14 protein-coding genes are annotated in these 26,215 nt (G+C 60.1%); 11 read left to right on the forward strand and 3 right to left on the reverse strand.

Annotation, left to right across the window (positions count from 1 at the left end; translation table 11 throughout):
• The first annotated feature begins 33 nt into the window (after positions 1-33).
• The 6 genes from ACO079_RS11350 (at position 34) to ACO079_RS11375 (ending at position 13,577) form a co-directional block, all read left to right on the forward strand.
• The gene (locus ACO079_RS11350; protein ID WP_421790124.1) at positions 34-771 is read left to right on the forward strand and encodes an ImuA family protein; all 738 of its coding nucleotides are present in this window, start codon (positions 34-36) and stop codon (positions 769-771) included.
• Positions 668-2,245, forward strand: coding sequence for a Y-family DNA polymerase (locus ACO079_RS11355; RefSeq protein ID WP_421790126.1), 1,578 nt, complete (start codon positions 668-670; stop codon positions 2,243-2,245). Before ACO079_RS11350 ends, ACO079_RS11355 begins: the two co-directional genes overlap by 104 nt.
• On the forward strand, positions 2,242-5,490 hold the full coding sequence (locus ACO079_RS11360; protein ID WP_421790128.1) for an error-prone DNA polymerase: 3,249 nt from the start codon (positions 2,242-2,244) through the stop codon (positions 5,488-5,490). The genes ACO079_RS11355 and ACO079_RS11360 overlap by 4 nt, the downstream gene beginning before the upstream one ends.
• A gap of 149 nt (positions 5,491-5,639) precedes the next feature.
• Positions 5,640-6,527: an ABC transporter ATP-binding protein gene (locus tag ACO079_RS11365; RefSeq protein WP_421790130.1), complete on the forward strand. Its 888-nt coding sequence runs from the start codon at positions 5,640-5,642 to the stop codon at positions 6,525-6,527.
• A 24-nt stretch (positions 6,528-6,551) separates the two neighbouring features.
• Positions 6,552-10,226 (forward strand): ABC transporter permease/M1 family aminopeptidase, encoded by a 3,675-nt coding sequence (locus ACO079_RS11370; RefSeq protein WP_421790132.1) that lies wholly within the window; start codon positions 6,552-6,554, stop codon positions 10,224-10,226.
• A gap of 99 nt (positions 10,227-10,325) precedes the next feature.
• Positions 10,326-13,577: an amidohydrolase family protein gene (locus ACO079_RS11375; protein ID WP_421790134.1), complete on the forward strand. Its 3,252-nt coding sequence runs from the start codon at positions 10,326-10,328 to the stop codon at positions 13,575-13,577.
• Positions 13,578-13,581: 4 nt separating this feature from the next.
• Here the strand turns inward: ACO079_RS11375 and ACO079_RS11380 are convergent, their stop codons facing one another.
• Positions 13,582-14,505 (reverse strand): alpha/beta fold hydrolase, encoded by a 924-nt coding sequence (locus ACO079_RS11380; protein WP_421790136.1) that lies wholly within the window; start codon positions 14,503-14,505, stop codon positions 13,582-13,584.
• Positions 14,506-14,600: 95 nt separating this feature from the next.
• On the opposite strand from ACO079_RS11380, the gene glpK reads away from it, so the two are divergent.
• The 3 genes from glpK (at position 14,601) to katG (ending at position 20,132) form a co-directional block, all read left to right on the forward strand.
• Positions 14,601-16,088 carry a glycerol kinase GlpK gene (glpK, locus tag ACO079_RS11385; protein WP_421790138.1) on the forward strand — a complete coding sequence of 496 codons (1,488 nt, stop codon included), beginning with the start codon at positions 14,601-14,603 and terminating at the stop codon, positions 16,086-16,088.
• A gap of 53 nt (positions 16,089-16,141) precedes the next feature.
• A complete protein-coding gene (locus tag ACO079_RS11390) occupies positions 16,142-17,812 on the forward strand; it encodes a carboxylesterase family protein (RefSeq protein WP_421790140.1) in 1,671 nt (556 codons plus the stop codon).
• A gap of 124 nt (positions 17,813-17,936) precedes the next feature.
• Positions 17,937-20,132 (forward strand): catalase/peroxidase HPI, encoded by a 2,196-nt coding sequence (gene katG / locus ACO079_RS11395; protein WP_421790142.1) that lies wholly within the window; start codon positions 17,937-17,939, stop codon positions 20,130-20,132.
• Positions 20,133-20,186: 54 nt separating this feature from the next.
• On the opposite strand, the gene ACO079_RS11400 is transcribed toward katG, so the two are convergent.
• Positions 20,187-21,599 carry a helix-turn-helix domain-containing protein gene (locus ACO079_RS11400; protein ID WP_421790144.1) on the reverse strand — a complete coding sequence of 471 codons (1,413 nt, stop codon included), beginning with the start codon at positions 21,597-21,599 and terminating at the stop codon, positions 20,187-20,189.
• 158 nt (positions 21,600-21,757) lie between these two features.
• On the opposite strand from ACO079_RS11400, the gene aceA reads away from it, so the two are divergent.
• A complete protein-coding gene (gene aceA / locus ACO079_RS11405) occupies positions 21,758-23,041 on the forward strand; it encodes an isocitrate lyase (protein WP_421790146.1) in 1,284 nt (427 codons plus the stop codon).
• 21 nt (positions 23,042-23,062) lie between these two features.
• A complete protein-coding gene (gene aceB / locus ACO079_RS11410; RefSeq protein WP_421790148.1) occupies positions 23,063-24,694 on the forward strand; it encodes a malate synthase A in 1,632 nt (543 codons plus the stop codon).
• Between the two features lie 118 nt (positions 24,695-24,812).
• Here the strand turns inward: aceB and amt are convergent, their stop codons facing one another.
• Positions 24,813-26,096 (reverse strand): ammonium transporter, encoded by a 1,284-nt coding sequence (gene amt / locus ACO079_RS11415; RefSeq protein ID WP_421790150.1) that lies wholly within the window; start codon positions 26,094-26,096, stop codon positions 24,813-24,815.
• Positions 26,097-26,215 lie beyond the last annotated feature (119 nt).

The following is a 26,215-nucleotide window of genomic DNA, read 5'->3' on the forward strand; positions in this document are numbered from 1 at the left end:
ACTCTTACCACGCTTGGAACAAAAATAGAACATATGATCGAGCAGATGGGGTTTCAGCGCCTCGTGCAGCCGGCCAGCGGCTTGCGCGATGAAGACGCGACCGCCGCTTTTCCTTTCGGATTGGCGCGCGAGGGCGTGCATGAAATCGCCGAAGCCTCCTATGGCGATGCCGGCGCAGCCGCAGGCTTTGCGCTTGCGGCGCTCACCAAATCCCGGCCGGGCATCTGGCTATGGATCCGCGAGCGCGTGCTCACCCTTGATCAGGGCCGTCTGACGGGGCTGGGCGCTGCCGCCTTCGGACTGGACCCGGCACGTTTCCTTTTTGTCGAAGTCGGCTCCACACTCGAAGCCCTGATGGCGACCGAGGAAGGCTTGCGCTCTGGTGCGGTGGCTGCCGTTGTCACCGAGGTGAGGGACGCAGACTTCACCGCCAGCCGCCGCCTCATCCTGGCGGCCGAAACCGGTCATACGCCCGCCCTCTTACTTTTGCCGCACAATCGCGAAGGCGCGACTGCTGCCCATGCCCGCTGGCGCATTGCCCCGGCGTCCTCCTCCCCCAACCGGTTTGATCCACGTGCGCCGGGTGCCCCCCGCTGGCGCGCGACACTGGAACGATCCCGGCTGGCGCCGGGGCAGGCGGGCCGTGCCTTTGATCTGGAGTTTGATGATGAGACGCTATGCCTGCGTCTGGTTTCCGGATTGGCCGATCGACCGTCTACGCCGCGCCCGGCGCGGCCGGGACACATCCTGCCTTTCCGGAAAGCCGGATGAGCCGCCCTTCATTCTGACCGAGCAGGGCGTCACGGGCTTGCGCGTGGCAGCCGCCAACCGCACGGCCAACCATCTGGGCATTGGTCCGGGTCTGCGCTTTGCCGATGCCAAGAGCCGTGCGCCGCACCTGCAGGCCGAACCGATTGACCGCAAGGCGGATGCTGCCGCGCTGGAAGCACTCGGCCTGTGGGCGACGCGCTGGACGCCCTTGTCGGCTGTCGATGGCCTGGATGGCTTGCGGCTGGATATCACTGGCTGCGCCCGCTTTTTCGGAGGCGAGGGCGCGCTGTTGACCGAGATCGGCGAGCGCTTTGCCGAGGAGGGCGTGTCCTGCCGGCTGGGCGCGGGGCCGTCACCGGGCGCGGCCTGGGCGCTGGCGCGTCATGGCGAGGGCCGGGTCAATGTCTGCCGCGCCGAAGAACGCGTCGATGCCGCGTTGAAGGATTTATCGGTGCAGGCCTTGCGTTTGTCGGAGGACGCGGAACGTCTCTTGCGCCGCTTTGGCCTGACGCGGATTGGCCAGCTCTACACTATTGATCGCACGGCCCTGGTCCGCCGCTTTGCCTCGCGGGAAAAGGCCGATGCGGTCCGCCTGCGGCTCGATCAGGCGCTGGGCCTGATGTCGGAGCCTTTGACGCCCCTACGTCCACCGCCGGACTATGTCGCCCGGCAAAGCTATGTCGAACCGCTGATCTCCGGCGAAGGCATTACGGCAGGCCTTCAAACCCTGTCCGAAGAGCTGTGCGCCCAGCTGGAAAAGCATGGCAAGGGCGCGCGCGATTTCACCCTGACGGCGTTCCGGTCCAATGGCACGGCCAGCTTTGTGGCGCTCTCCACCGCCCGCCCGGTGCGGGACCCGGCGCATATCCAGCGCCTCTTCCGCGACCGGATTGAGAAGATCGATCCCGGTTTCGGCATTGATCTCCTCTCCTTTACCGCCGCCCGCCCGGACAGTCTGGAAGTGGAAGCCCGGCATTTGTCCGGAGAACTCTCTCCCGGCCCGGTCGATATGAGTGCGTTGTCGGCACTCGCGGACCGTCTGACGGCCAGGTTGGGGGCGGGCGCAGTCCGGCTGGTCAGGCCCGTCGACAGCCATGACCCGCAACGGGCCGAGACACTGGTGGAGTTCGAGGGTGAGCCGCAGGCGTGGGGCGAAGCTTTGGCCGCACCGCGTGGCGATCGGCCGATCCGCCTGTTTGACCGGCCGGAAGCGGTCGATGTGCTGGCTGAAGTACCCGATGGTCCGCCGGTGCGCTTTATCTGGCGGCGGGTGCCGCGCCGGGTGAAACGCGCGGACGGGCCGGAACGCATCGCACCGGAATGGTGGCGCACCTTCAATGCCGAGGCGCGGGCGCGCGATTATTACCGCATCGAGGATGAAGAGGGCCGCCGTTACTGGGTCTTTCGGGAGGGCCTTTATCAGGATGGACGCGGGGGTGCGCCGCGCTGGTTTGTGCAGGGGCTGCTCGCATGATCCCCTATGCTGAACTTCAGGTCACCAGTAATTTTTCTTTCCTGCGCGGGGCGTCCCACGCAGAAGAACTGGTTTTGCAAGCGCGCGCCTCCGGCCTTTCGGCAATCGGCATCTGTGACCGCAACACGCTGGCCGGCGTGGTCCGGGCGCATCTGGCGGCGAAGGAACACAAGCTCAAACTACTGGTCGGCTGCCGCCTCGACCTTCTCTGCGGGCTCAGCCTGCTCTGTTATCCCACCGACCGGGCCGCTTATGGCCGCCTCTCCACCCTGTTGTCGGAAGGCAAGATGGGCGAGGTGCTCAAGGGCGAATGCCATATCTCGCTTGACGATGTGAAAGCCCGTGCCGAGGGCCAGATTTTCATCGCGGTGCCGCCGGAGGATCCCGATGAGGCATTTGAAAACCAGCTGACCGAACTCGCCGCCCTGTGGCCGGGCCGGTTTTATCTGGCGGCGACCTTCCGCCATGCCGGGCGCAATCGCGAACATCTGACCAGGCTGGCAGCTTTGGGCCAGCGCACCGGCACTCCCATCGTCGCGACGAATGATGTGCTCTATCACATCCCGCATCGGCGGCCCTTGCAGGACGTGCTGACTTGTATCCGCGAGGGCGTCACCATCGAAACCGCCGGTTTCCGCCTGCAGGTCAATGCCGAGCGCTTCATCAAACCGCCTGAAGAAATGGCGCGGCTGTTTGCCGGACATGCAGCGGCACTCCAGCGCACGATGGAGATCGCGGACCGGTGTAATTTTTCCCTGGATGAGCTGGCCTATCACTATCCCGACGAGCCGGTGCCGCCGGGAAAGACACCCCAGCAACACTTGACTGACCTGACCTGGGAAGGGGCCAAGGATCGCTATCCTGAAGGTGTGCCAAAGCGGGTTAAAACCGCGATCGAAAAAGAGCTCGGCCTGATCGAGGCCCTTGGCTATCCGCAATACTTCCTGACCGTCCACGACATCGTCGCCTGGGCGCGCCAGCAAGACATTCTCTGTCAGGGACGCGGATCAGCGGCGAACTCGGCCGTTTGTTTCTGCCTCGGGATCACCAGCGTGGACCCGGATCAATCCAGCCTTCTGTTTGAGCGTTTCATGTCCAAGGAGCGCCGCGAACCGCCCGACATTGATGTAGATTTCGAACACGAGCGCCGCGAGGAAGTCATTCAATATGTCTATCAACGCTATGGCCGTCATCGGGCGGCCCTGACCGCCACCGTTATCTCCTATCGGCCGCGTTCTGCTGTGCGCGAAGTCACCAAGGCGCTGGGTCTGTCAGAGGATGTCGGCGCGGCCATGGCCGGCACCGTCTGGGGCAGCTGGGGCAAGGAGGTGAATGACACGCGGATCGCCGAAGCCGGGCTCGATCCCGCCAATCCGATGATCAAACGCGCGATTCGGCTGACCACCGAGCTGATCGGTTTTCCGCGGCACCTCTCCCAGCATGTCGGCGGGTTTGTGCTCACTCAGGGTCCGTTGATTGAGACGGTCCCGATTGGCAATGCGGCGATGGAGGATCGTACTTTTATCGAGTGGGACAAGGACGATATTGATGCGCTCGGCATTATGAAGGTGGATGTGCTGGCACTGGGCATGCTGACCTGCCTGCGCAAGGGCTTTGATCTCATCGCCCTGCATGGCGGGCCGCGCTATGATCTCGCCAGTCTGCCCTCGGAAGACCCGGCGACGTACGACATGTTGTGTGAGGCCGATTCGGTGGGCGTGTTTCAGGTCGAAAGCCGGGCGCAGATGAACATGCTGCCGCGTTTAAGACCCCGCAAATTCTATGATCTGGTGATCGAGGTGGCGATTGTCCGGCCGGGGCCCATCCAGGGCGATATGGTTCATCCTTATTTGCGCCGCCGGAAGGGAATCGAGCCGGTAGAATATCCCTCGCCTTCACCGGAACATGGCCCGGCAGACGAGCTGGAACAAATTTTGGGCCGCACCAAGGGTGTGCCCCTGTTTCAGGAACAGGCCATGCAGATCGCGATTGATGCCGCCAAATTCACCCCGGACGAGGCGAACGGGTTACGCCGGGCCATGGCCACTTTCCGCAAGGTCGGCACGATCCAGCATTATGAAGAGAAGATGGTGAACGGCATGGTGACGCGCGGCTATGATGCCGAGTTTGCGCGCCGCTGTTTTGATCAGGTGAAGGGCTTTGGCGAGTATGGTTTCCCCGAAAGCCACGCCGCCAGCTTTGCGCTGCTGGTTTATGTGTCTTCCTGGATGAAATGCCACCGGCCCGATGCGTTCTGCGCCGCCATCCTCAATTCCCAACCCATGGGGTTTTACGCCCCCGCCCAGCTGGTCCGCGATGCCCGCGAACATGACGTGGAAGTGCGCGGCGTGGACGTCAATCATTCCGATTGGGACTGCACGCTGGAACCGGCAGAGGGCGGCCCCTGGCCCTGTGCCGTGCGGCTGGGCATGCGTCTAGTGGACAGCCTCAAACAGGAAGATGCCGATCGCCTGATGGCCGCGCGCGGGGCAGGATATGAAGATCCGGCCGCCCTGCGCCGTCGCGCGGGCCTGCGCCGTCAGCCGCTGGAGGCTCTGGCTGCTGCCGATGCCTTCCGCTCGGTCGGCATGGACCGCCGCGAGGCCTTGTGGGCGGTGCGCGGCGAAACCAAGGATCTGGCGCTGCCGCTCTTTACTGCTGCGGACACGAAGGAACAGGGCGCCGATGCCCCGGTCGAACTGCCAGACATGCCCCGGTCTGAACATGTGCTGCAGGATTATCAGACGGTGCGGCTTTCCCTGAAGGATCACCCGATGCGCTTCTTGCGTCAGGCCTATGGCGAGATGGGCGTGAAAACCACCAATGTCATCAATAATTTGCGTAATGGATCACGGGCGTCTCTGGCCGGCGTGGTGCTGGTGCGCCAGCGCCCGGGTTCAGCCAAAGGCGTATGTTTCATCACCATTGAGGATGAAACGGGCGTGGCCAACCTGGTCGTCTGGCCGCGCGTCATGGAGCGCTACCGCCCCGTCGTCATGGGCGCGCGGTTATTGCTGGTGAAGGGCCGGGTGCAATCCGCGGAAGGCGTGGTGCATCTGGTCGCCGATGAACTCATCGACCGTACCCATGATCTGACGCTGCTTTCGGAAGATGCCCGCCGGGCGATGGATAATGCGCTGGCCCATGCCGATGAGGTGCGCCGCCCGATCGATGACCACCGCGTGCCCGCCCCGCGCCATCCGCGTAATGTCCGCATTATCCCCAAAAGCCGGGATTTTCATTGATCCGTGCGAGGGGGGACGTTGCGGAAAACCTTCCCCCTTTCCTCAAAACCTGACTGCGTCTTCAATTGCGCTCAACCAGGGACAAACCCTAGGGTCGATTGTACAGGGACAGGCGAGGGACTCCGCGCAGCAGCCGCGGTGATAAAATCATGTTGGAAATCAAGAACCTTTCGAAAACCTATGGCAATGGTGTGCGCGCGCTCGACAATGTGTCGCTGAACATTCCCAAGGGCATGTATGGCCTGCTCGGACCCAATGGAGCAGGAAAATCCACGTTGATGCGGACCATCGCCACCTTGCAGAATGCCGATCAGGGTTCGATTGATTTCAACGGAATTGACGTTCTGAAAGAACCGGCCAAGCTACGCGCCCAGCTGGGCTATCTGCCGCAGGATTTCGGGGTTTATCCGCGCATGTCGGCGCGCGCCATGCTGGATCATCTCGCGATATTGAAAGGCCTGTCCGACAACAAGGAGCGCAAGCGTGTGGTTGAAGGCCTCCTGGAACAGACCAATCTGAAAAAGGTCGCCAAGAAATCGGTCGCCTCCTATTCCGGCGGTATGCGCCAGCGTTTCGGTATTGCACAAGCGCTGATCGGCGACCCGCAGCTGATCATTGTCGATGAACCCACAGCCGGCCTCGACCCGGAAGAACGCAACCGCTTTCACAACCTGTTGTCCGAAATTGGCGAGAATGTCGTGGTTATCCTCTCCACGCATATTGTGGAGGATGTGGCCGATCTCTGTCCGCGCATGGCGATCCTCAACCAGGGCCGCATCGTGGCAGAGGGGGTTCCTTCAGACCTGATCGCACAACTGGACGGCAAGGTCTGGATGAAGCGCATCAGCAAGGAAGAATTGCCAGAACACCGCACCCGGTATCGCGTCATCTCCACGCGCCTGACACAGGGTGAGGTGCTGATCCACGTCGAAGCGGCCGAGAATCCGGGCGACGGGTTCGAAGCTATCGCCCCGGATCTGGAGGATGTCTATTTCTCGACGATCACGGCCAATCAATCCGACGCCGCCGCGGCGTAAGCCCGAGCATCAAGGAGATCTGTCATGCTCGGTAAAATCGCCAGCTTCGAATTTCGTTATCATCTGTTGTCCCCGCCCTTCATCTGGATTTCCGCGATCCTGTTGCTCTTCACTTTCGGGATAGCCGCCTCGGATCAGATCCAGCTGGGCAGCTCCAATGCCGTTCATGCGAACTCGCCTCAGGCGATTTCAATGAATCTGATGATTTTCTCATTCTTCGGCATGGTCTTTCCAGTGGTGTTTCTGGCCAGCGGTATCCTGCGGGACAGGAATTTCGGCACGCACGAGCTCTTCTATACGACCCCTGTGAATGAACGCGCTTATTTGGTCGGGCGGTTTATCGGCGGGTTCATCATTACCTGCCTCGTCATCGCCATGGTGCCGATCGGCAATGCGATCGGGTCTGCCATGCCGTGGGTCGATCCCGAATCCATCGGGCCGTTCAATATCGTCTATTATGCCTATCCCTACCTGGTCCTGGGGATCGCCAACATGCTGATTATCGGCATGATTGTGTTCACCGTGGCCAACCTTTCGCGGTCGCTTTTGATTACTTGGGTCTCCCTGTTGGGCCTGTTTGTGCTCAACACAATTGCGGGCGTCCTGTACGAGGAGGTGATCGAGTGGCGGGAAATCTCGGCGCTTACGGACCCGTTTGGCAGCGTTGCGCTGGCTTTTATGACGCAATACTGGACCGCCGCTGAGCAAAATACCCAGCTGGTTCCAATGGACGGTGTCTTTTTACAGAACCGTCTGATCTGGATCGGCATTGCCATTGTTCTGTTCATCATCAACGTGCTGATTTTCAGCTTCCGGCAAGGCAATGCACGCTTTGGCACCAAAAAGGCCCAGCGTGCACTGGCGCCATTTGTTCCGGCGCGGATCGAATTGCCGAAAACTCAACCGACGCCGGAAAAAGCGGTGATGAAGCAATTCCTTGCGCGCATCGGATTCGAGGTGAAGGGCGTCGTCTTCAACATCGCATTCTGGGTTCTGTTATTCCTGGGTGTGGCGCTGGTGGGTTTCTCGGTTTTCCTGATCCAGCCCTTCTACGGCACACCAAACTTTCCGCTGACACGCCTCGTTTATCAGAGTATGGCGGGCAGCTTCCTTCTCGTTCCCATCATCATTGTGATCTACTACGCCTCCGAGCTGATCTGGCGTGAGCGCTCGGTGCGGTTCTCGGATATTGTCGATGCGACACCCACCCCCAGCTGGGTCTTCATGACCGCGAAGCTGGTCGGCATGTTCGTGGTGATTGTCGGCCTGATGTCGGTCGCGCTTCTGATCGCAATCGGATCGCAGCTGGTGCGGGGTTATACCGATGTCGAGCTGGACCAGTATCTGATCCGCTCGCTTTTCGAGATCGTCTATCCGCTGATGCTGCTGTCGATGCTCGCCATCTTCCTGCAGGTCATCACCAACAATAAGTGGTTGGGCATTGCGGCCATTGGCGTGGTGTTCATATTCACCGCCTTTGTGCTGAACAATATCGGCCTCAACCACAATCTCTACCAATTCCCCTTCGTCGCGATCGGTCCGTATTCGGATATGAACGAATACGGCCACTTCCTGGGTATTCAGGCCTGGTATCACCTCTATTGGGGCGGGGTGACGCTTTTCCTCTTCCTGATTGCGGCCGTGATGTTCAATCGCGGGGCGCTGGCGCCGCTGTGGCAACGCCTTCTGGCTTTGCCGCGCGCATTCAATGCCCCGACCGCAGCAATGGCCGGCCTGGCGCTGGCGATTGCGATCGGGTCAGGCAGCTGGATTTTCTACAACACAACAGTGCTGAACGAGTATCAGTCCAGCCGAGATGGAGAGCGGCTGGCCGCGGACTTCGAGCGTGAATGGCGTGGTCAGCTGGAGGACCTGCCGCAACCCACTATCACTGATGTCGAATACACAATCGACATTTTTCCCAATGAGCGGCGATACACTGTTTCCGGCACCAACATGCTGGAAAACCGGACTGATACCGATATTCCGGTCATCTGGGTTTCCTATGGCTCGGCCGATGTGATCGAACAGTCGCTTGAGGGCGATACGGCAGAAATGCGCAGCGAGTTCGCCGAGCTCTATGCGTTCGAGCTGCAAACACCGTTGGCTCCGGGCGAGCGGCGGGAGCTTAGCTTCCAGGTGGAAGTCACCAATCCCGGCTTCCGAAATAGCGGCAATAATTCATCGGTTCGCTATAATGGGACCTTCTTCAATAATGGCGAGTTCGCGCCGATTATCGGCTTTTCCCGGAATGTGCTGATCCAGGATCCGCCGACCCGCCGCCGCCTGGATTTGCCGGAGCTGGAACGCGCCTTTCCTCTGGAAGATGAGAGCCGCTGGAGCGAAAACTATATTCGCCAGGACAGCGATTATGTGACCTTCCGGACGGTTGTTTCGACGGTCGAAGGTCAGACCGTGGTGGCACCGGGCTATCTGCAAAGCATGTGGTCGGAAAACGGCCGGACCTATTTCGAGTATGTGATGGAGGATCGCAGCCTCAACTTCTTCAACTTCATGTCGGCGGACTACGAGCTGGCGGAAGAAGAAGTCGATGGCGTGAATTATCAGGTCTTCTATCACGAACCTCATGAGTGGAATGTCCAGCGGATGCTGGAAGCCTCACAGGATTCCATCACCTATTTCTCAGAGGCCTTCAGCCCCTACCAGTATCGTCAGTACCGGACCCTGCAATTTCCCTATGGAGGGTTTGCGCAGTCCTTCCCGAACACGATCGCCTATTCAGAGAATATCGGCTTTACGGCCAATCTGAGCGATCCGGACAATATTGATTATGTCTACTACATCACGGCTCACGAGGCCGCGCACCAATGGTGGGCCCACCAGGTCATGGGGCCAAATGTGCAGGGCGGCGCGATGCTGGTGGAAACCTTCGCGCAGTACGCTGCATTAATGGTGATGAAGCAGGAATATGGCGAGGACCATATGCGCCGGTTCCTGAAATATGAGCTGGATCAATATCTGCAGGGCCGGGGCAATGAAACCCGCGCCGAGCTGCCGCTCTATCGTGTCGAAAACCAGGGATATATCCATTATCGCAAAGGCGCCGTCATCATGTACGCCTTGCAGGATTATATCGGCGAGGAGACGGTAAACCGGGCCATGCGCCGGCTGATACAGGAATTCCAGTATCAGCATGCGCCCTATCCCACGACGCTCGATTTTCTCCGCCTTCTGCGTGAAGAAGCCGGTCCCGAACATGATCAACTGATCACCGATTTCTTCGAGCGGATCATGATATTTGATCTGTCAGTGGAAACCGATGATGCCGATCTGGCGCCTCAGCGCCGCGAGCTGGAAGGTGGCCGTTGGGAAACCACCTTCACCGTGAATGCACGCCTCTTCGAGGCCGATGGCGAAGGCAATGAGACCGAAGAGCCAATTGCCTATGATATCGATATCGGTGTCTTCACAGACTCACCGGATAGCGTGAACGAAGGAACCGATCATATCCTTCATTTCGAGCGGGTCCGGATCGACCAGGCCCAGATGACCTTCACCATCGTCACAGATGTTGAACCGACCGTTGTCGGGATTGATCCCTACAACAAGTTGATCGACCGGAATTCCGACGACAATCTGGCGGGCACGGACCGGGTGAGACAGGACGGCGAAAATGAGGGCGAGGCAGAAGCGGAGCCGTCTGAAGGCGAGACAGAGACCGCCGCGCTAGAGTTTTGATCGCGTAACGCTGTCAGGCGGTTATCCGTACCGCCTGACAGTCCTGTCACTTGTCGCGTCAACGCCCCGGCACTAGGGTCCCGGCTTCAGGAATTCAGGATGAGCCGGGGAGGTTCCATGTATCGTTCGATTGCCGCGCTGACAGCCAGCGCGCTCGCCGTTTCACTCGCATTTGCACAAGAAGCCGAGCCCGAAGCCTCCGCCGAGGAAGCCGCTGAGGATGGACCGTGGGATGTCGCCGCTCCGCCCCTGCCGACACGTTTCATCCCGATCCGGGTCGAAGAAGGCACCTGGATGAGCCTCGATGTCAGCCCGGACGGACAAACCATCGCGTTCGATATGCTGGGAGATATCTACACCCTCCCGATCACGGGCGGCATGGCGACGAATATTTCCTCCGGCCTGCCCTGGGAAATCCAGCCGCGCTTCTCACCGGATGGCTCGATGATCGCCTTCACCTCCGATCGTGGGGGCGGTGATAATATCTGGATCATGAATGCCGATGGCGAGGACCGCCGTCAGGTTACAAATGAGACCTTCCGGCTGCTCAACAACCCGACCTGGCACCCGTCCGGCGAATTTATCGCTGCGCGCAAGCACTTCACCACCTCCCGCTCTGCGGGCACGGGCGAAGTCTGGATGTATCACCTCTCCGGGGGCAGCGGCGTCCGCCTGGTCGAGCGGCCGAATGAGGCCTTCCAGAAAGAGTTGGGCGAGCCGATCTTTTCCCCTGACGGCCGCTATGTTTATTACACCATCAACATAACGTCCGGGAACACCTTCATTTATGGTCAGGATTCCAATACGGACCTGTTCAACATCCGCCGCTACGACATCGAAACCGGTGAAACCACAACGGCTGTATCCGGAGCCGGCGGCTCCGTACGCCCGGCGATCTCGCCCGATGGCAACACGATGGCTTTCGTGCGCCGGGACCGGTTGCAATCCCAGCTCTGGATCAAGGACCTCACCTCTGGTGAAGAGCGCATGGTCTATGGCGATCTTGATCGCGACAATCAGGAAACCTGGGGCGTCTACGGCATGTATCCCAACATGGACTGGATGCCGGATGGCAACTCCATCGTGTTCTGGGCGCGTGGCCAGATCCGCCGGGTGGATGTGAGCAGCGGTGAAAGCGCGGTTATCCCCTTCCAGGTTGATGACTCGCGGGAAATCATTGACCCGCCGCGTCCTCGAATTGATGTCGCTCCGGAGACGTTCGATACGCGCATGGCCCGCTTTGCCAGCGTGTCACCCGATGGGTCCCGGGTCGTATTCGAAACGCTGGGCCGGCTTTACATTGCCGGCATGTCCGGCGGTACGCCGCGCCCCCTGACGGGCAATGATGGCAGCTACCGGGAGTTTTTCCCGTCCTGGTCGCGCGATGGGCGGTCCATCGTTTTTGTGACTTGGGATGATGATGAGCTGGGCTCGGTGCGTGTGGTGAATGCCAATGGCCGCGGCGAACGCGTCGTAACGAATGAGCCGGGACATTACCGCCGGCCGGTCTTTTCCCCGGATGGCCGCACCATTGTGTTTGAAAAAGACCGGGGCGGGTTCCTCACCTCGCGGCGCTGGTCGGAAACCAATGGCATTTTCGCTGTTCCGGCCTCCGGCGGGGAAATGCGCCGGATTTCTTCATCCGGTTCAGAACCGCAATTCGGGGCGGCCAGTGACCGGCTCTTCCTGACCGTATTCGAAAACAACCAGCGTCAGCTGATCAGTGTCGATATGAATGGCCAGGACCGGCGGATGCACGCCCAGTCGACCATGCTGTCTAACTATCTGGTCTCGCCGGATGGCCGCTATCTGGCTTTCCGCGAGAATTATGATGTCTATGTCACCCCGTTGACGCCGGGCCCGCAGGAAGTGGCGACGGGAATGTCGGCCAATGCCCTGCCGGTGGTGGAAGTCTCGCTCAATGGCGGCACCTATCCGTCCTGGTCGGGCGGCAGTGACGCCGTGCACTGGACGATGGGGCCTGTTTTGTATTCTGCCCGTATCGACGAGGTGATTCCGGACAGCCCGGCCGGTGAGGATGAAGAGCGCGAGCCGTTCTCTCCGCCTGAAACCGGACGCTCGCTTTCCATCACTGTGGAAACCGAGATTCCGTCCACTACCGTGGCCTTCACCAATGCCCGCATCATCACCATGGCGGACGCAGAAGGCGGGATCATCGAGAACGGCACCATTGTGGTCGAACGCAACCGTATCATTGCGGTGGGCGCTGGCGACGACGTCGAGATCCCCGCCGGTGCGGAAATTGTGGATGCAACAGGACGGATGATTATTCCGGGTCTGATCGATGCGCACGCCCACGGCCCCCAAGGCACAGATCAGATCATTCCGGAAGAAAACTGGTCGACCATGGCGCATCTCGCACTGGGTGTGACGACGGTTTTTGATCCGTCCAACTCTGCGACCCAGATTTTCGCCGCCGCTGAATACCAGCGCGCAGGCCTGCAATTGCAGCCGCGCACCTATTCAACAGGCGAGGTGGTCTACGGTGCCCGGGCCCCCGGTTTCTTTGCGCGGATCGATGATGCCTCGGATGCGGATGAACATGTCTTCCGCCTCGCGGCGCAAGGCGCGCATGGCATCAAGAACTATAACCAGCCACGCCGGGATCAGCGTCAGCAAGTTGTTGCCGCCTCGATCGAGGCCGATGTCATCGTCGCAGCAGAAGGCGGGTCCAACTATCATATGGACATGTCGATGATTGCCGATGGCAACACCTCAATGGAGCACAACCTGCCGGTCGAGATGGTCTATGAAGACGTGCTGCAGATGTTCTCGCAGACAGAAGTCGCAAACAATCCGACTCTGGTGGTCACTTATGGCGGGCTGGCCGGCGACCCCTATTGGCGGTCCCGCATGAATGTCTGGGAACACCCGATCCTGTCGCGTCATGCCCCACCGGCATATCTGCGGGGCTCCATCCGCCGTCCCTGGGCACCAGAGCATGACTATGTTGATGATGATGCAGCGCTGGTGGCGCTAATGCTGGCACGGCGAGGCGTGTTGATGGCGATCGGCGCACATGGTCAGCAGGAGGGCCTCGGCGCCCACTGGGAGATGTGGTCACTGGCGCGCGGTGGCGGCACGCCGATTGAAATCCTGCGTGCGACGACGATTGATCCGGCCATTCACCTGGGCTTTGACCATGACATTGGCTCGATCGAAGTTGGCAAGCTGGCGGACCTTGTGATCCTCGAGGGGGATATCCTGGAAGATATCTATACCTCCGATCAGGTCGATATGATCATGCTCAATGGCCGCCTCTATGACGCCGATACGCTCAATGAGACGGTGACGGGGGATCGCGTCAGAGGCGCTTACTTCTGGGAGTAAAGTCTTACGGATCGGCTATCTTTGAAAGCCAGGCCGCGAAGCGTTCCATCACCGCTTCGCGGCCTGTTTCATTGAGGGTTTCATGGCGAAAGCCCTCCAGAATCTCCTGCGTCGCGCCATAACCTTGCCGGCGAAGTCTTTCGCCGAGCTTCTGAACGGCCTTGGCATTATTTGTCGCCGGGTCGTCCGTGCCGCCCACGAGGTGAAAGGGCAGGCTTTTCGGTATGTTTTTGAGATTCCGGTCGTCCGCCGCATAAGCTATGCCGCTGGCAAAATCCTTCCAGAGTGACCAGGTCGCCGTCCAACCGCACAAAGGGTCGGCAACATATTTATCAACCTCGTCCAGATCACGGGATAGCCAGGCGGATTCCGGCCGATCTGCCTTGAAGCGCTTGTCCCAGGCCTTGAAGGTCAGCGTATCGATCAGCCGGGCTGGCGCGTCGGGTTTGGAGAATGTTTTGCCAAGACCGGCGACGAAACCAAGTAATCCCGCCGCGCCTTTGTCGATGTTCGCATTCCAGATGGCGCAGCCGGCAATCTTCTGCGGTTGGCGCATGGCATAATTCATGGCGATCGTACCGCCCATGGAATGGCCGAAAACGACCACTCGGACGCCCGGCGCATTTCTGGTCAGGCTGTCATGCACAGCGTCGACATCCGCCATCAGCTTGTTCCAGCCACCCTCATAAGCATAGAGACGCGAGGCGCCGTCAGCGGCGATGGTCTTGCCGTGCCCGCGATGGTCATGCACCACCGTCGCCCAACCCCGCTGGCTCAGAAAGGTGGCGAAGCGTTCATAGCGGGCTCCATGCTCAGCCAGGCCGTGATTGATCTGAAGGACCCCCTTCGTTTCACCGTCGGCCGGTTGCCAGTATGTGGTGAGCTCTGCACCCGTCGGGCTGGAAATAATACCTTCGTCAAATGCCATTCGGGCCTCCCTGCTATGAACAGGCTAGCGCGGCCTGTTCCTCTTCGCCAGCACGGCTATAGTCGATGCGCTGACAATTCCGGGGCAGGACTTTTATGGACAAGACAGCGATTCTGGCGATTGATCAGGGCACAACGTCGTCGCGGGCGATTGTGTTCTCCACGACGGGCGAGGTGATCGCGCTTGCCCAACAGGAATTTGCGCAAATCTACCCCAGGCCTGGCTGGGTCGAGCATGATCCGGAGGTCATCTGGGCCACCGTGATCGCCACTGCCCGAAAGGCCCTGAAAGAGGCCAAATCGAAAGGCTGGACGCCGGCCTGTATCGGCATCACCAATCAACGCGAAACGGCGATTGTCTGGGATCGCGCAACGGGAGAGCCCATTCACAATGCCATTGTCTGGCAGGACCGCCGCACCGCGAAAACCTGCGAGCAACTGGCGAAAGCCGGCCATGAAAGTTTAATCCGCACAAAGACCGGGCTGGTCCTCGATCCGTACTTCTCGGCCACCAAGTTTGCCTTCATCCTGGATGCCGTGGACGGCGCAAGAGACCGGACAGAACGCGGCGAGTTGGCCTTCGGCACCGTCGACAGCTTCCTGCTCTGGCGGCTGACCGGCGGGGCATCACATCGCACTGACGCCAGCAATGCCAGCCGGACATCCCTGTTTGATCTGAGAGCCGGGCAATGGGACGATCAGCTCTGTGATCTGTTCGATGTGCCGATGGCGGGCTTGCCGGACGTCGCAGACAACGCCGCCGATTTTGGCACCAGCCTGAAATCCACCATTGGTGACGCGCTGCCCGTCACCGGCATGGCGGGCGATCAGCAATCGGCCGCTATTGGTCAGGCCTGTTTCAAACCGGGCGAGGTCAAATCCACCTATGGCACTGGTGCTTTTTTAATCATGAATACCGGTGGGGAGATGGCGATTTCCGATAACCGGCTTTTGTCCACCATCGGCTGGCGCTTGCAGGGCGAAACGACCTTCGCGCTGGAAGGCTCCATCCTATCGGCGGGGGCAACCGTTCAATGGCTGCGCGACGGGCTGGGCCTGATTGCCAAAGCCCCCGAGATCGAAGCCCTGGCAGCCGCCGCTGATCCCGACAGCGGCGTTTATCTGGTCCCGGCCTTTGCCGGTTTGGGGGCACCGCATTGGGCAGCAGAGGCGCGTGGAACCATTGTGGGCCTGACCCGGGGCTCTGGCCGGGCCGAGATTGCTCAGGCCGCTCTGGATGCTGCAGCGCACCAGACAGCCGATCTTCTCGAAGCGATGGGGCGGGACGGTGTCAGTACAGCCCAACTTCGCGTCGATGGCGGCATGGCGAATAATAACCGCTTCCTGCAGCGCCTCTCGGATTTTTGTGATGTTCCGGTGGTGCGTCCGGCCAATACCGAAACCACGGCCTGGGGCGCGGCATTCCTGGCCGGGCTGGGAAAAGGCATATTCGGATCGCTGGAAGAAGGCCGTAAATTATGGTCAGCCGATCAAGGCTTCTCGCCGTCGATAGAGGCTGAAACCCGCGCCGCGCAGCGCACCGGCTGGCAGCAGGCCGTCGATCAAACGCTCGCCGGGGTTTGACGGCAGCGAATTTCACATCATCTTGAGAAGCTGAACTCGGGGGAGGATGCATCATGCGCGTAGCGATTATCGGATTGGCACTTGTTCTGGCGGCTTGCGCGCAACGGGAAGCGCCGGTTGAACCGGACGCGGCGACGCGCCTGACCACGCCTCAGGGCGATGTCATCGGCTATGTGGCGGAGAGCGGTGCCCATGTCTGGCGCGCCATTCCCTTTGCGGCCCCGCCAGTGGGGGATCTGCGTTGGTCACCACCTGCTACGGCTCCTGGCTGGACTCAGGAGCGTCTCTCGATCCACGCCCCCACGCCATGCTCGCAGCTCGCCGGGTTTTTCAACGCTGATGCCCTGGGAGCTGAGGCTGGCACGCTCGCCGGGTCTGAGGATTGTCTGTATCTCGATGTCTATGCGCCGCCGAATGCGGAAAACCTGCCAGTCATGATGTGGATCCATGGCGGATCGAACACCTGGGGCTGGGCGGATCAGTATAATGGCGCGCAACTGGCGATGGATCAGAATGTGGTTGTCGTGGTGGTGCAGTATCGCCTCGGGCCGCTTGGCTTCTTTGCCCACCCGGCCTTGCGCGCCGAAGCCGAAACCGAGGCTGGCCGCGCGGCCAATTTTGCCACGCTGGATCACATCGCGGCGCTGGAATGGATCCGCGACACAATTCCGACCTATGGCGGCAACCCGGACAGTGTGACCGTTTTCGGAGAGAGCGCCGGCGGCACCAATATCGCGGCCTTGCTGGCTTCGCCGATGGCCGAAGGGCTGTTCCATCGGGCGATCATGCAATCGGGGTCGGCCAATGCCTTGCCGCTCGCTGAAGCGGAAGGCTCTGACGGCAGTGAGGTCAATGCCTCTCTCGATATTGCACAACGTCTCGTCGGCAATGAAACCCGTGGTGAGAATTTACGTGCTGTCCCGGTCGAGGACGTATTTGCCGCCTATGAACTTCAAGATGGCCGTCTGGAAATGCCGACCATGATTGCAGATGGTGTAACCGTTCCGGCAGACGGGATCATGGCCGCCTTCACCAGTCCGGACAGCTTTAACGCGGTTCCCGTCATCACCGGCACCAATCGCGACGAGGTCAAGCTTTACAACGCCTTCAATCCGGATCTCGTTTCGCGCCGGCTTGGCGTATTCTTCCGTATTCGCGACGAGGATCTCTATGACGCGATCAATCAGTATCAAAGCGATATCTGGGCGATCAACGCCGTTGATGAAGTAGCGGCGGCCATGACCGCAGGCGGTCATGAGGATGTCTGGGCCTACCGGTTCGACTGGGATGAAGGCGGTTCGAATATTTTTCTGGATTCCTCGGAATTGCTGGGGGCCATGCACTCCATGGAGATCCCATTCGTCTTCAATCATTTTGCGTTCTTCGGCTCGCGGCTTGATCCCATTGCCTTTAACAATGAGAATCGCGACAGCCGGGTGGCTCTGGCGCAGGAAATGGGTGCCTACTGGGCGCGCTTCGCCCGCGCGGGGGATCCGGGCGACAGCTGGCAGGCCTGGAGCGAAGGCCCGGCGCGTATGGTCTTTGATACGGCAGCCGGTGGCGGGTCGCGCATGGAGGCTGGCGAAATGACGAAAGCGGCGCTGGCCGAGGCCATGTCGAACGATCTGCGCCTTGACGAGACCCAAATGTGTGATCTCGTGACCTCGATGGAGGGGCGATATTTCGATGATGAAGCCCAACTACGTCCATTGACCGGTTGCTAGGAGATCAATCAATATAATTAATCCAATCAACGAATATTATTGATTGGATAAATATTTTATTCTCACCCATTCTGCTCCCATCAAAAAAGCGCCGGACGCACCGGCTCTAGATGGGAGACACATTATGGACGGTTCCAGCGGATGTCCTTTCGCCGCTCCGCAACAGCGCCATACGGCGAGCGGCGCCTATTCCAATGCCAACTGGTGGCCCAATCAGCTTAACCTGAAGATACTTCATCAGAACGCTCCGGCGACCAACCCGCTGGGCGAAGCCTTCGACTATGCAGAGGCGTTTAATGGCCTCGATCTGGATGCGGTGAAGGCAGACCTGACAGCACTCATGACAGACAGTCAGGATTGGTGGCCGGCGGACTATGGTCACTATGGCCCTTTCTTTATCCGGATGGCCTGGCACAGCGCCGGCACCTATCGCGTACAGGATGGCCGTGGCGGGGCCTCCTCGGGCACGATCCGTTTCGCGCCGCTCAATAGTTGGCCGGATAATGGAAATCTCGACAAGGCGCGCCGCCTGCTCTGGCCGGTCAAGGCCAAGTATGGCGACAAGATTTCCTGGGCCGACCTGATGGTCCTGACCGGCAATGTCGCGCTGGAATCCATGGGCTTTAAAACCTTCGGCTTCGCTGGGGGCCGTGAAGATGTGTTCGAGCCGGAAGGCGATATCTATTGGGGGCCGGAAACCGAATGGCTCGGCGATGAGCGCTACTCCGGGGATCGCGAGCTAGCAAACCCGCTGGGGGCCGTTCAGATGGGCTTGATCTACGTCAATCCGGAAGGCCCGAACGGAAAACCCGATCCGCTCGCCTCGGCCTATGACATCCGCGACACCTTTGGCCGCATGGCCATGAATGACGAGGAAACTGTCGCCCTTGTCGCGGGCGGGCACACCTTCGGCAAAATGCACGGCGCAGGCGATGCCAAACATGTTGGCGCTGAACCTGAAGGCTCAACGATCGAAGCCATGGGGTTCGGTTGGGCAAACTCATTTGAAAGCGGCCGCGGCGCACACACCATCACTTCTGGTCTCGAAGGCGCGTGGACGCCCACACCGATCAGTTGGGACAACAGCTATTTTGACACGCTGTTCGGACACGAGTGGGAGCTGACCAAGAGCCCCGCAGGTGCCAATCAGTGGGTGCCGCAAGGTGGCGCTTCCGCCGATGCGGTTCCCGATGCCCATGACGCCACCAAGCGCCACGCGCCGGTGATGTCGACCGCTGACATGGCGATGCGCATGGACCCGGCTTATGAGAAAATTTCGCGCCGTTTCCATGAAAACCCGGATCAATTCGCTGATGCGTTCGCGCGAGCCTGGTTCAAGCTGACCCACCGCGATATGGGGCCCGTATCCCGCTATCTGGGTAAAGAAGTGCCAAGCGAAGAACTGATCTGGCAGGACCCGGTTCCGGCGGTCGATCATGACCTGATCGATGAGACCGATATCGCGGCGCTGAAAGACAAGGTTCTGTCGTCGGGCTTGACCGTAGGCCAGCTGGTGAAAACCGCCTGGGCCTCGGCCTCGACCTTCCGCGGATCGGACAAGCGCGGCGGAGCCAATGGCGCGCGTATTCGCCTTGCTCCGCAAAAAGACTGGGCCGTCAACGAGCCGGAAGAACTCGCAAAGGTGCTGCCGGTGCTGGAAGGCATCCAGGCGGACTTCAATTCAGGCTCAGGCTCGAAGAAAGTCTCGCTCGCGGATCTGATTGTGCTGGCAGGTAATGCCGGGGTGGAAGCGGCGGCGAAAGCTGCCGGGCATGACATCACCGTGCCGTTTGCCCCGGGCCGGACGGATGCCAGCCAGGAAATGACAGAAGTGGATTCGGTCGCTTACCTTGAGCCGAAATCGGATGGCTTCCGCAATTTTGAGGGTCAGACCTATGACCGCCCGGCAGAGGAATGGCTGCTCGACCGCGCCCAGCTGCTAACGCTGTCTGCACCGGAAATGTCGGTGCTCGTGGGTGGTCTGCGGGTCATCGGGGCCAATCATGGTGACAGTGATCACGGTGTCTTCACGGAGCGCAAGGGCCAGCTGACGAATGATTTCTTCGTCAACCTGCTGGACATGCGCACCGAGTGGACGCCGACCGATGACAGCGCCACGGCGTTCGAAGGCCGCGACCGGTCTTCCGGCGCTAAAACCTGGACGGCCAGCCGCGCGGATCTGGTGTTCGGCTCGAACTCCCAGCTTCGCGCTATCGCTGAGGTCTATGGCGCAGATGATGCCGAAGCGAAATTCGTCAGTGATTTTGTTTCTGCCTGGACCAAGGTGATGGAACTCGACCGATTTGACCTCGTTCGGTAATTCCTGATCCCGCCGGGCAAGGAAGGGGCGGGCTCTCCCGCCCCTTTTTTGTGCCTAATGCTCATCGCTCGCATAGGGTCCGGCGGCCTGCCGCCAGGGATTGGTGTTCATCTTCGCATACATGGACGGAAAGGCGCGGTGGGCACACGCTTCGCGTTCACATATCCGGCAGGACAGGCCGGTTTCGGTTGCCGCACCCGCCAAGCGTTCACTGTAAACGGTTTCGCCGGCGCGTTCCCACTCACATCCCACAGCGATGGCATGCAAGACCGGCAGATCATTATCCGTCGAGGCGTGCGAAACGGCCCGGGCGATCGAGAGGTATTCGCTGCCATCCGGCAGGATGAAGCGTTGCGTATGAAGTTTCTCCGGTGCCCGGAACGCCTCAAAAAGCGACCATTTCGGGCAAGATCCGCCCGAACGGGCAAACGGCAGAACGCCCCCGCCAAAGCGCTTGGAGATATTTCCGGCTGGATCGGTCCGGACCATGAAGAAGGGAATGCCACTTGCATCTGGCCGGTGCAGCGTCGTCAGGCGATGACAGACCGCTTCAAAGCCCAATTGAAACCGCCTTTGCAGGCGCTCAATGTCATAGCGGCTCTTTTCTGCCTGCTTGAGAAAGGCGCCATAAGGGGCCAGCAATGCCCCGGCGAGATAGCGCGCCAGCCCGGTCCGATAGAGCATCTGCCCGGCCTTGCTGTTCAGTCCGGCAGCCGCCGTCTCCCGGTCCAGCAAATCGCCATATTCCAGCATCACCAGCGTGGTCGCGATTTGCATGGGACGCGCGTGTGGCGGCAGGCGATCAGACAGCATCAGCCGCCTTGTATGAAAGTCCATCCGCTGGCGCGCCCCGCCCATCACATCATCTTCGAAAGTCCGGACAATAATCCCGTGCCCGTCCTTCAGTCGGGCTTCCAGAAGGCCAATGCGATTATCCGGTGTGAGTTTTAGCTCGGCACTTAGCGCCTCCGCAGCGCGCTCCAGCTCCGGGAAGTGGTTGTGATGCTTGTCGATGGCATTGCGGACGGCTTCCGTTTCCGGCAACTGGCCGGTTTCCGGTCCGCCTGCTAGCTGAGCCGCTAGATCCGCCGTCGAATCAGCAGCATTGCGATAGGCCTGATGCAGACGGGTCACTGCCTCGGCGGCGCGCGGTTGCGATTCGGCCAGTTCGGTCAGCTCACTACGCTCCAGCTGCAAGCTGGCGAGGGACGGGTCGCTGGCCGCCGCCTCAAGGTCTGTGATGAGTTGCCGGTCAGAGCCTTCCGCCAGTGCCCGGACATCAATCTCGAACGCATCTGCAAGCGCCAATAAAACCCGCGCCGTCAGCGGGCGCTGATTACGTTCCAGCAGGTTGAGATAGCTGGGCGAAAGCCCCAGCATGTCGGCAGCATCAGCCTGGGTCAGGCCGCGTTCCCGGCGCAACCGCCGCAGGCGGGCGCCGGCAAAGATTTTCTCGTCAATCGCCATTTATGTAAATTATTCACAATATGACAAAACAGCAAGTGAAGTCGTGATACAGCTTCGCTTCTTTCGACTTTCGTTGATATAGACAAGAGAAAGTCCTGGTTTCACCCTTGCATCGAAGACAGGCGTTCACACGCCTTTACAGATAAAAGGATTGCACCATGACGACTTTTACCGACCTGGTCCCTGCGGCCACGGCAGATCGCTTCAACGGTATTGAACGCGATTATTCACCCGAAGATGTTCTCAAGCTTCGCGGCTCGGTCCAGATTCAACACACGCTTGCCGAGCGTGGCGCGGCCAAGCTGTGGACGCTGCTGAAAGAAGAGCCTTACGTCAACGCGCTGGGCGCTCTGACCGGCGGTCAGGCCATGCAAATGGTCCGGGCCGGCCTCAAGGCCATCTACCTGTCAGGCTGGCAGGTCGCAGCCGACGCCAATGAAGCCGGCGCCATGTATCCCGACCAATCGCTTTACCCGGCCGACTCCGGCCCGGAACTGGCCAAGAAGATCAACCGCACGCTTCAACGTGCCGATCAGATTGAAGTGTCCGAAGGCAATGTCACGCGTGACTGGTTCGCGCCGATTGTCGCCGACGCCGAGGCTGGCTTTGGCGGCCCGCTCAACTGCTATGAGATCATGCGCGCCTATATCGAAGCGGGCGCGGCAGGCGTTCACTTTGAAGATCAGGTCGCAGCGGAAAAGAAATGCGGCCATCTGGGCGGCAAGGTTCTGATCCCGACCAAGGCGCATCAGCGCAATCTGAACGCGGCGCGGCTGGCGGCAGACGTGATGGGCGTTCCGGCTTTGACCGTGGCCCGGACGGATGCCGAATCCGCGACGCTAATCAATTCCGACATTGATGAGCGTGATCATGAATTCATCGATTATGACGCCGGCCGCACGGCAGAAGGCTTCTATCGTCTGAAACAGGGCATGGGCGTGGATCACTGCATCAAGCGCGGTTTGGCCTATGCCAAATATGCTGACCTCTTGTGGTGGGAAACGTCCAAGCCGAATCTGGATGAGGCGCGCCGCTTTGCCGAAGCCATTCAGCGCGAATTCCCCGGCAAGATGATGGCGTACAACTGTTCGCCATCCTTCAACTGGGAAGCTAATCTGGACAAGGCCACCATCGAAACCTTCCAGCGTGAGTTGGGCGCGATGGGCTATAAATTCCAGTTTGTGACCCTGGCTGGTTTCCACCAGCTCAATTACGGCATGTTCAACCTGGCACTTGGTTACAAGGATCGCGGCATGGGTGCCTACTCCGAGCTGCAACAGGCCGAGTTTGCCTCCGAAGTCGATGGTTACACCGCCACGCGCCACCAGCGCGAAGTTGGCACCGGCTATTTCGATCTGGTCAACCAGACCCTTTCGGGCGGTCAGGCCTCCACAACGGCCATGGGCGAGTCCACCGAAACCGCTCAGTTCGCTGCTGAATAATCGGCGGACAGGAGCAAGCTCATGAACAAAGCCAATCCCAATGGCGTGGATCTGCTCGGGACATTAGAGCCCGGCTATCGCGGCATCCTCGCCCCGCATGCGCTGGCCTTCCTGGTCGGCCTGCATCGCCGCTTCGAAAACCGCCGTCAGGCGCTCCTCGAAGATCGTCAGAAACGCCAGGCTGAATATGATGCCGGTGCGTTGCCGGAGTTTCCGGAAGACACTGCGGATATCCGTGCTTCGGAATGGACGGTGCGTCCTGCGCCGGCCGATCTTCGGGATCGCCGGGTGGAGATCACCGGGCCTGTCGACCGGAAAATGGTCGTCAATGCGCTTAATTCCGGCGCGCGCTGCTTCATGGCGGATTTCGAGGATGCGTCCTCGCCCAAATGGCACAACATGATCGAAGGGCAGATCAATCTGCGCGAAGCCATTCGCCGTCAGATTGATTTCACCGACGAAAAGAACGGCAAGCGCTATCGAGTCTCATCCGATGCGGCGACCTTGCTGGTGCGTCCGCGCGGCCTGCACCTGGACGAGCGCCATATGAAGGTGAACGGCCAGTCGATCTCGGCCTCGCTGTTCGATTTCGGCCTGTATCTCTATCACAACTGGGATGCGCTAGGCGTGCGCGGCTCGGGCCCATACTTCTACCTGCCCAAGCTGGAAAGCCGGTTTGAAGCGCGCTTCTGGGCGCTGGTCTTCAGCCATGCCGAAGAAGTGCTCGGTCTGGAACGCGGCACCATTCGCTGCACAGTCCTGATCGAAACGCTGCCAGCCACGTTCGAGCTCGATGAAATCCTTTATGAGTTGCGCGATTATTGCGTCGGCCTCAATTGCGGTCGCTGGGATTACATCTTCTCCTACATCAAACGTCTGCGCGGTCATAAGGATCGCATCCTGCCGGATCGCTCCCAGGTAACGATGACAACGCCCTTCATGGCGGCCTATTCCAAGCGCGTGATTGGCGTCTGTCACCGGCGCGGCGCGCACGCTATGGGCGGCATGTCGGCCTTCATCCCGGTCAAGGGCGATGAAGACGCCAATGCCCGGGCCTTTGAACAAGTGAAGGCAGATAAAACCCGCGAAGCCCAGGACGGCCATGATGGCTGCTGGGTGGCGCATCCGGATCTCGTGCCGATTGCCAAGGCGGCGTTCGACGATGTGATGCCCGGTCCGAACCAGATCGACAATCAGGTGTCGCTGGCCGGATCTTCCAAAGCGCTCATCGAAGCACCGGAAGGCACGATCACAGACGCAGGCGCACGCGAGAATGTCGATGTCGCTATCCGCTACATTGCGGGCTGGCTCGCAGGTCGCGGCGCGGCTCCGATCCGCAACATGATGGAAGATGCAGCGACCGCAGAGATTGCCCGGGCGCAGCTCTGGCAATGGCGGGTTGCCGGCTCCAGCACGGCAGAGGGCACGCTGATCGATGCCGCCTGGCTGGAAGCGGCGATCGACACGGCAGAGGCCACAATCCTGAAGGATCCGGACCATCGCTTGTCGGGCCAGGATGAGGTGACAAAGGCGGCGCAATTGCTGCGTGATCTTGTCCTGTCCGATGACTTCGCCGAGTTCCTGACGCTCAAGGCCTATGACCATCTGACAGATGGCTTACAGGTGTCGATGCGTCTGACCGAATTCGACTAAACCCATCTCCTGTTTGCCAACCGGTGACCGGGAGGCAAAGGGCGCGGCAGGCTCCTCGCAATCCAGGCCTGCCGCGCCCCATTTCTGTTGCGACGCAGCCTAGCCTGCGAGTTGAAGCCTAGCCTTTGTAGAAGTCCGGATAGGCTTCCATGCCCAGTTCGGTCTTATCCAGCCCGGCAATTTCATCATCCACGCTGGGGCGAAGGCCAATCGTTAGCTTGAGCGCATACCAGGCCGCTGCACTCAGGATCGCCACAAAGGCGCCAATCACGAGAATGCCGAGCGCTTGAACGCCGAACTGCGAGATGATCGACAAGCCGTCGGCTTGCGTGGTCGCCGCCGCAATCAAAGTACCCCAGATCCCACAGACCAGATGCGCCGGGATGGCCCCCACGACATCGTCAATCTGGAACTTGTCCAGGAGGGGCACTGTGACGACAACCAGCACGCCACCCACAGCCCCGACCAGTATGCCTTGCCAGAGCGCCGGATCGAGCGGCCCCGCCGTGATGGCGACGAGGCCACCAATCGCGCCATTAAGCACCAGCGTCAGGTCCGGCTTCTTGAAGATGACATAAGACATCACGAAGGCGGCGAGCACACCGGCAGCGGCCGCGAGGCTGGTATTGGCGAGAATTTTGCCAACCGCACTGACATCTTCAATCGTCCCAGCGGCGAGTTGGGACCCGCCATTAAAGCCAAACCAGCCAAACCAGAGAATAAAAGTGCCAAGCGCCGCCAGTGGAAGGTTGGAGCCGGGCATCGGTTTTTGAATTCGGCCATCAGGAGCGTATTTGCCATAGCGGGGCCCGAGGATGATCGCGCCCATCAGAGCGGCCCACCCGCCGACCGAGTGGACCAGGGTGGAGCCGGCAAAATCCTGAAAGCCCATCACATGCAACCAGCCTTCGCCCCATTTCCAGGCACCGGTGATGGGGTAGATCACAGCCGTCAGCACGACAATGAAGAGGAGGAATGGCCCCAGCTTGATGCGCTCGGCCAGCGTGCCGGACACAATCGAAGCGGCTGTGGCGACAAAGGCCATCTGGAAAAACCAGTCGGCGGCAGAGGCCAGCGAACCATCCGGTTCATCCAGTGGGTCGGGCGACCAGACACCAATCGTTCCGAACCAGCCGCCATCGACGCCATCATACATCAGGCGGTAGCCGACGATGTAATAGGTGAGACCGGCAATCGAGAAGAGGGTGATGTTCTTCAGCGAGATCGTGGCTGCATTTTTGGCCCGGACCAGCCCGCTTTCCAGCATGCAGAATCCAGCGGCCATAAAGACGACGACCATGCCGGAGATCATCAACAACATGCTATCGGCGACGAACGCCATGACATCTGGCTGTTCAGGGGTCGCTACAGCCCCTGTAATCTGTGCTGCAAGCGCGAACATTTAACCCCCCGATTATGTTGCAATGCAGCATAGTGGCCGGAAGCCTGCCCTCTGTAAAGTCAGAACCCGGAGGGAAAATTGAATTTCTTTCTTACCGCTCTGTTCACCCTGATTTCGCA

It is taken from the genome of Hyphobacterium sp. (assembly GCF_965228115.1).
Classification (GTDB): Bacteria; Pseudomonadota; Alphaproteobacteria; order Caulobacterales; family Maricaulaceae; genus Hyphobacterium.

Excerpts from the sequence above, each read along its gene's own strand:
- ACO079_RS11350 (WP_421790124.1), top strand. The coding sequence starts at position 34 with ATGATCGAGCAGATGGGGTTTCAGCGCCTCGTGCAGCCGGCCAGCGGC.
- ACO079_RS11355 (WP_421790126.1), top strand. The coding sequence starts at position 668 with ATGAGACGCTATGCCTGCGTCTGGTTTCCGGATTGGCCGATCGACCGT.
- ACO079_RS11360 (WP_421790128.1), top strand. The coding sequence starts at position 2,242 with ATGATCCCCTATGCTGAACTTCAGGTCACCAGTAATTTTTCTTTCCTG.
- ACO079_RS11365 (WP_421790130.1), top strand. The coding sequence starts at position 5,640 with ATGTTGGAAATCAAGAACCTTTCGAAAACCTATGGCAATGGTGTGCGC.
- ACO079_RS11370 (WP_421790132.1), top strand. The coding sequence starts at position 6,552 with ATGCTCGGTAAAATCGCCAGCTTCGAATTTCGTTATCATCTGTTGTCC.
- ACO079_RS11375 (WP_421790134.1), top strand. The coding sequence starts at position 10,326 with ATGAGCCGGGGAGGTTCCATGTATCGTTCGATTGCCGCGCTGACAGCC.
- ACO079_RS11380 (WP_421790136.1), bottom strand. The coding sequence starts at position 14,505 with ATGGCATTTGACGAAGGTATTATTTCCAGCCCGACGGGTGCAGAGCTC.
- glpK (WP_421790138.1), top strand. The coding sequence starts at position 14,601 with ATGGACAAGACAGCGATTCTGGCGATTGATCAGGGCACAACGTCGTCG.
- ACO079_RS11390 (WP_421790140.1), top strand. The coding sequence starts at position 16,142 with ATGCGCGTAGCGATTATCGGATTGGCACTTGTTCTGGCGGCTTGCGCG.
- katG (WP_421790142.1), top strand. The coding sequence starts at position 17,937 with ATGGACGGTTCCAGCGGATGTCCTTTCGCCGCTCCGCAACAGCGCCAT.
- ACO079_RS11400 (WP_421790144.1), bottom strand. The coding sequence starts at position 21,599 with ATGGCGATTGACGAGAAAATCTTTGCCGGCGCCCGCCTGCGGCGGTTG.
- aceA (WP_421790146.1), top strand. The coding sequence starts at position 21,758 with ATGACGACTTTTACCGACCTGGTCCCTGCGGCCACGGCAGATCGCTTC.
- aceB (WP_421790148.1), top strand. The coding sequence starts at position 23,063 with ATGAACAAAGCCAATCCCAATGGCGTGGATCTGCTCGGGACATTAGAG.
- amt (WP_421790150.1), bottom strand. The coding sequence starts at position 26,096 with ATGTTCGCGCTTGCAGCACAGATTACAGGGGCTGTAGCGACCCCTGAA.